Here is a 1,629-nt window from a genome sequence, read left to right on the forward strand (position 1 = left end):
TGGAGCGGGTGATGGGAATCGAACCCACGTAGCCGGCTTGGAAGGCCGGTGCTCTGCCACTGAGCTACACCCGCGATCCTAACAAAAAATTATAGCTTACCGACCGCTAAAAGTCAAAGGCGGCAACTGCCCGGCGCATCATTCCCGGCTTTTCTGAAGATAGGCCAGTAATTCTTCAACCTTTGCCAACGCTCTGGCCCGGTGGCTGACCCGGTTTTTTTCTTCCGGGGATAGTTCGGCGAAGGTCTTCCCATATTCCGGAAAGTAGAAGAGGGGATCATAGCCGAAACCGCCGGTCCCCCGGGGCTCGGCTAAAATAAATCCTTCACAGGTTCCTTCAGCGGTTGCGACTTGTCCCTCGGGAGTGGCCACGGCAATCACACACCTAAACCGGGCTGTTCGCTTCTCCCACGGCACGCCAGCCAGCAACCGAAGGAGCTTGGCGTTATTGGCCGCATCGTTTTTGGGTTCGCCTGCAAAGCGAGCGGAACGGACACCCGGCGCGCCGCCTAAGTAATCTACTTCAAGACCGGAATCGTCGGCAAGAGCGGTTTCCCCGGTAAAGGCAGCCGTGAGCCGGGCCTTTTTGACGGCGTTTTCTTCGAAGGTGGCCCCGTCCTCTTCGATTTCAGGAAAACCGGGGTATGCCGCGAGGGAAATAACGCTCAAGCCTAGAGGGGCGAGGATCTCTTCGATCTCCCTAAGCTTTCCCTGGTTAGTGGTCGCTACCACTATCCGCTTCAAACTCTATCCCCCCAACGAAAGTGGCCAGATTGCCGAGCGCCTCCCGCTGTTTTTCGATAAGCTGGGCGATGCCCTCTGCAGCCAGGTCAAGCATGGCGTTGAGTTCTTCCCGGGAGAAGGTTTCTTCTTCGCCGCTTCCCTGGACTTCTACCAGACGGCCGCTTCCCGTCATCACCACGTTGAGGTCCACACCAGCCTGAGAATCTTCGGCGAACGAAAGGTCGAGGAGCAGGTCCGTGCCAACCCGGCCCACGCTGATGGCGGCAACGAAATCGGTAACGGGAAGAAAGGGGGTGACCCCTTCGTTGCGAAGCCACTCAAGGGCGTAAACAAGTGCCACGAAACCACCGGTGATCGACGCTGTCCGGGTGCCGCCATCAGCCTGGAGCACATCGCAGTCGATGATGATGGTCCGCTCGCCAAGTGCCTCAAGGTCCACGACGGCCCGTAAGGACCGCCCGATGAGTCGCTGGATCTCGAGAGTACGACCACCCGGGCGACCTTTTACCGCCTCACGGATGCCTCGCGCTTCGGTGGCGCGCGGGATCATGCCGTACTCCGCGGTTACCCAGCCTTTGCCCGTCCCCTTCAAAAAGGGCGGCACCTTGTCGTCTACGGAGGCGGTGCAGATGATCCGCGTATCGCCCATTTCGATGAGCGCTGAGCCTTCCGCGTATTTGTTATAGCCCGGAACAATGCGGACCGGCCGGATCTCTGCCGGGCCGCGTTCTGCGCGTAACATACCCGTGGCCTCCCTTTTGTGACCTAAGACTCATCCTATCATTTTACCCCGGAAAAAACAAGTTTGTGCGGGCGTTCTTTCTCCCGAAAAAATTTTGGGGCGTTTAAGAGGATTTACTGCCACCGGAGAGAATTTCAATGCAG

Annotated in this window: 2 protein-coding genes and 1 tRNA gene; all 3 read right to left on the reverse strand. The window is 58.1% G+C overall.

The window, feature by feature from the left end; translation table 11 throughout:
• Window positions 1–74 (reverse strand) — tRNA-Gly (locus ACUVTA_RS09655).
• Window positions 75–138: 64 nt separating this feature from the next.
• Window positions 139–744: an XTP/dITP diphosphatase gene (locus ACUVTA_RS09660; RefSeq protein ID WP_445952723.1), complete on the reverse strand. Its 606-nt coding sequence runs from the start codon at window positions 742–744 to the stop codon at window positions 139–141.
• A complete protein-coding gene (rph, locus tag ACUVTA_RS09665) occupies window positions 716–1,486 on the reverse strand; it encodes a ribonuclease PH (protein WP_445952724.1) in 771 nt (256 codons plus the stop codon). Before rph ends, ACUVTA_RS09660 begins: the two co-directional genes overlap by 29 nt.
• Between the last annotated feature and the right edge of the window lie 143 nt (window positions 1,487–1,629).

It is taken from the genome of Thermodesulfitimonas sp., assembly GCF_052743955.1.

Excerpts from the sequence above, each read along its gene's own strand:
- rph (WP_445952724.1), bottom strand. The coding sequence starts at position 1,486 with ATGTTACGCGCAGAACGCGGCCCGGCAGAGATCCGGCCGGTCCGCATT.